This window comes from Variovorax multivorans, from assembly GCF_051216835.1.
GTDB lineage: Bacteria > Pseudomonadota > Gammaproteobacteria > Burkholderiales > Burkholderiaceae_C > Variovorax.
In genome coordinates, this window is record NZ_JBPJZL010000038.1 from 1 (window position 1) to 4,863 (window position 4,863).

The window sequence follows — 4,863 nt, forward strand, 5'->3', positions numbered from 1 at the left end:
CCGTGCGCGCAGCGTGAGGCTTTCCGACTTCGCAACGACAAGTTCGCGTCGAACACGCACGAGCTCGCGTTCGGCGATCTGCCTGAGCGTACGCTCGATGTGCTGCGCTCGCCGCGCCGTGGCAAGGCGTTGTTCGCGGTTGCTTGGAGGTTTTTCGTCGCACGACGCCTTGGCTGAAACGGCGCGGATTGCATCCTTCACTGAGCTCCAAAGCTGCGCCTGCTTACGAAGCGTGTCATTGCTGTTTCGACGGAACTCCTGTGCACTTCCTAGAGCCGACTCCCAGCGGTTGAACTGTCGCACAGACGTAGGAGGCGCAAGCCCTGTGATGACGTCATTTCCGCCAGATGCTTCGGTCGCATCCACACGCAGCCACCGCACGAGGAGTGCAAGTTTCGTACGGATGTTGTTTTCCGCCGCGAGCTGCGAGACGTAAGCCACGGAGGGCTTGCGACCTGGCGCCGTATCGGTTGCTTCACCTCGACGACGAAAGGACACAGCGTTGCTGCCGCGCACGCGACTCATGGCAGTCCCAACCTCGCCTTATGCAGCTGAATTACGCGACGTAGGTTCTTCAACTCACCCGCAACACGCAAGTGATGCAGAGATTTCTCGGGCAAACTTGCTTGAACATCGTTTTCGACCCTGAGGGTCATGTCTCGCTCGTCGATTTCCAGCCATCGCAGGTGCGCACTCGACGTAGCCGAGTAAGCACACTTGCTACAGAACGCAGCGCTCGCCATTTCCCTCGCAAGGGAAGCATCCTTTTTCGCGCATGCTGCAAGCTTGTGTTGTGCTCCGGCCATACATGTTGCGTGAGGAAAAGGCAGCGGCATATGACCACGCGCAAGCAGGGCATCGCCCAGTTCCTTGATCTGTGCGTCGGTATCCAAAGAAGAATAATCAAGGTGTGCGCCAAGTTTTCGATGGAATCGCGACACGAGTTTGGAAAACCCTCCGGAAAACGTCTTGGCGCCGAGTACGACGTCTGCGACGAACTCCCGCAGCTTCTCTCGCCCCACGATGTCAATCTCGCCCTGAATCTCTCTGCGTTTGAGATCGCGAGCCTTGCTCACGACCATGGACGGAGCAGACCAAAGCGCCGCGGCAGACTTTCCCAACGCGCTTCGCGCATCATCCGTCACGTAGTGCAGCGAGATGGTGGGGTTGATGTGCCCGTATTTCTGGGCAAGCGCCATCAGGGTTGCATTCTCATAGCGGTAGTGAAAAATAAGGCCGTACGCGCGTCGGAACATATGGGCCGTGATCTTCGGCCTGGTGGCGTCAAATGCATCTTTCGTCTCATCGACACACCACGCATCCCTCAGAAACTGCGGATTTCTGTAGGGAAGGTTGATCCCAAAATCGAACCAGAAGACGCCGCTGTCCGATGCGCCGGTAAAGTCCGGCATCACAAAAAGCATCCTCGCGGCGGGCTCAGGCAGCGCTGTTCCCGTGACTAAGGCGTTCCATCGCCATGCAATTGCCGAAATCTCTTCCAGAAGGCCCAGTGCAACCCGAGTGATGTCATTGATGAAGAAGTCCACATAGTCCTGCTCGCTCTTCTCGATGTAGAACGCGCATTGGTAAAGATTGAGCTGCTTATCGACGAGCGACATGCTCCCCGAACGCAGTCCGATCGCGCGATGGATGATTTCGTCGCGCCGCCGCGCATTCATGATTCCCACGATCACGAAGCAGGCCGAGTAGAGTTGCGTGAGCACGCGATGAAGCGAAGTTTTTCCCTCGACCTTCGAGGCGACGGGTCGCACAATGGGCTGGCCGATCATCTGCTCCACCTCTCGGGTTTCATCCAATGAGCACAACAGTTTGGCAATCAACGCGATTCCGTCCGGGCCGCTTAGGCGCCCACGTACTGCACGCCGAGGGTCACAGTCTGAGGCACCAGCAGGCTTCTGGTCCATGCTGAACTCCAACGCACTGTCCGTTCGTGCTCGCACATGCGCGCTCAATCTGCTCTCCATCTCGCGCACGAGTCTGACGACTGCCGGACCCCGGTCGACCACCCACTTGTAAGAGTGCATCAACAATGTCGCTACGGTCGACGGACTTAGGTTTGCCGTTCGATTGCCATCGCGGCCATGCTTCCTTGCATACCCATAGGGATCAGCCACTGGCAAGATGAGGATGCCCCACGGGGATGGCGCGCTGGCCAGCAAATTCAGATACGTCAGCGTCTCTTGCAGGAGCGCCCATCCGATTTTCGACGTGGGCAACGGTTCGTAATCTGCGAGCCTGTCGCTGTTCGCAAGCTGGGGGCGACTTTGAGCTTGTTCGATCAACGACTTTACTGCTGGGCGGCCGGCGCACCCAATGTTGGTTGCAAGCCTATCCAGAAATCTATTCGAAGGTCGTGGGCTCTCTGAGGGCGATCTTGAGACATGCAAATCCACCAGCTCTGCCCTCATCTCGTGGATAACCACGACCGTCCTTGCCTCGATCTTCAGAGCAAGACTCCAACCACCTTGCACGAGCTCTTCGGCGAGCATCGCCCATGAAGTCGCGGGGACATCCTGAAGCTTGTAGAAGCCGTTCAGCCAAGCGAACTCGATTGCCTTGAGAGTGACATTAACGATGCTGGACGCAGAGAAGTGCGTGCTCTTGCAGTCGGCCGTGCGCATGAGATAGCCATCGAGCACGGCAATCACGGTCCAGAAAAGATGGGGGCGCTCCTTCAGTCGAAGGGGACGAAATCGCGTGAGCGCCGTGGGGGGCAGCCAAGCATCGCCAAGCTTCTTCTTGACCCACGGATTCTCGCCATGGCCGAAAAATTTCTTCCTGATCGACAGCGTCCATGTTTGTCGGTCCACACGAATGCCCGCGTACCGGGGAAGGTATTCCAGCGGTACAGCACTTGCGCGCCGAGGTGCAAGGTCAAGAGCTTTAGCTGCTTTCATTACACCTCACCAGATGGCGGTACGGCCCGCGCGCAAGAACACCGTGGAGGGCAAGATTAAAAAGCATCGAAGGTAAGTGCACACGCTCGAACCCAGCTTCGTTCTCGCCAATCAAGCGCATCCAGTTCGACTCGTAGTAGCGCTTGGTACGCACGACCTCTTCGATACGATCGCGGGTGATGATGAGGCGGCGATTCGCACACCCCTGTGCTAGATGACATCGAGTGGCATCGCACATGCCGTCCTTCAGCCAATCCGTCGAAGGCGGTGCAAAGGGATCTTGGCAAGAGGCTCCATCGCCAATGGGGTAGGCAATTAACGGCTGCGCGTCGGACCCCTCCTTCGGGTCGATCATGTATCGCACAGTCGCGTCGAGCCTGCGTTCGAATTCGAGCGAATTAGCAGCGTTATAACGTTGCAACAAAAGCTTGTCGACGTAGCGGTAAGTCGTCGCTTGCGAACTGTGCCCTGCCAGGAGCATGGCGCCTTGTAGGCCGCCTGGATTCAGGCTGACGGCGGCCAGGCACTGCACCCGCAGTTGCTCGGGAACAAAAGCTGGAAGGCCATGGCGAGCCTGGAATTTTGCAAAGGTAGCTGGCCAAGCTGCGATCGGCGCATCTTTACCGCACAGCAAGCTTCTAGCGCTCAGCCACGGACTTGCATTGCTCCATTGGTTCCCGTATTGCTCGACTAGCAGCGACAGTCGGCGGGATAAAATGCCAATAGCAAGAACGACAGCTTCGTCTCCCCTTTCCACAATGACTGCGGGCGTCTGGTCACGCGTACGAGACTTGATGGACTGCAATCTCGCCGGGAAATCACGTATGTCGAGATCCTCGCGCTTCAGAAAAAGTACCGACGAAAAATTCCACGACGTGTGAATCTGAATGGTCATCGCGCACGCGGCCAAAACTTCGCTCGGAATTGCGACCTGCATGCGAAAAGCGTCGACCGCGCGGGCGCTGTTTGACAATCCCTCAAAAAGATCGTCAAGCGGTTTCTTCATGTGCTTGGCGAACGGAAGAATAATCTTTGAATCTGTATCAAGGACCGTACTTGCTATCCCCGCCACGCGCTTCGCGTAGTAACTCAGGAGCGCGGTGGTCTGTGCATCATCCAGATCTACAACGCTCCTCTTTCTGCCATACGTCGCAATTCGAGAGCGAAGTGTGTTTTCCATTTCAACAGGGATGGGAAGATTTCGCAGCTCCTCCAACTTGAGCAGGATGCGCTCGAATTTGAGCATGACCCGCAGGCAAACATCCTTGATACGCGACAGTTCGCTGTCGATCGCATGCCTCGTCCGGCCGCGCAGTTCTTCGAAATTGCTGTGACGTATCGCCGCGAGCGGTGGCCGGCCTTCATGCGGAATATCGCTAATCAGACAACGCCCCTTCGGGCGAGCATTCAGGCGGGTCTTGTAGAAGGAAGCAAGTGTGCTGATGCGGCGATCGACGCTCTTGTCCAAAAGGTATCTACGGATATCGCCCCTGAACTTGAGGCTGATGCGCGTTGCGCCTTGAGCGCTCAGCGCCTCGGTGCCAAGAAGACATGCTTCGAACTCTGAAAAAAAAGCCACCACTGCCTCGACTGTGGCGGCGCTCGGTGGGAGTTTGACCAATTCTTTCCACGTCGACAATTTCGACGCGAAACCAAGACCCTGCGCAAATGCTAGAACCTCCGAATGCGTCCAGGGAGCCAAGGATGACCGCTTGGCGAACTCACTCAGAAGAGGCCATATCCATCGACGTGTCTCAATGCTGAACTCGCTCGCGGAGAAGCCGATGGTCTTCAAGACAACCTTCGTATAGACGGACTGCGTTGTGTGCACCTCGATCGAAGATCTCACAGAAGTCATCTGCACCCCACTTGTTTCGTGCCAGGTAACGGATCACGGCTGGAGCATCGAACCGCGTACCCAGCCTAACAGGTACATGATGCATAG

The 4,863-nt window shown here is 56.8% G+C and carries 3 protein-coding genes; all 3 read right to left on the reverse strand.

Annotated elements, in window-relative coordinates:
* Positions 1–525, reverse strand: a 525-nt coding sequence (locus tag ACSFCA_RS36355; protein WP_435462979.1) for a hypothetical protein, incomplete at its 3' end; no start/stop codon positions are given.
* The gene (locus ACSFCA_RS36360; RefSeq protein ID WP_435462978.1) at positions 522–2,918 is read right to left on the reverse strand and encodes a hypothetical protein; all 2,397 of its coding nucleotides are present in this window, start codon (positions 2,916–2,918) and stop codon (positions 522–524) included. The genes ACSFCA_RS36355 and ACSFCA_RS36360, both read right to left, overlap by 4 nt.
* On the reverse strand, positions 2,905–4,713 hold the full coding sequence (locus tag ACSFCA_RS36365) for a hypothetical protein (RefSeq protein WP_435462977.1): 1,809 nt from the start codon (positions 4,711–4,713) through the stop codon (positions 2,905–2,907). The genes ACSFCA_RS36360 and ACSFCA_RS36365 overlap by 14 nt, the downstream gene beginning before the upstream one ends.
* Between the last annotated feature and the right edge of the window lie 150 nt (positions 4,714–4,863).

Coding starts and splice junctions, on each gene's coding strand:
- ACSFCA_RS36360 (WP_435462978.1), bottom strand. CDS start 2,918: ATGAAAGCAGCTAAAGCTCTTGACCTTGCACCTCGGCGCGCAAGTGCT.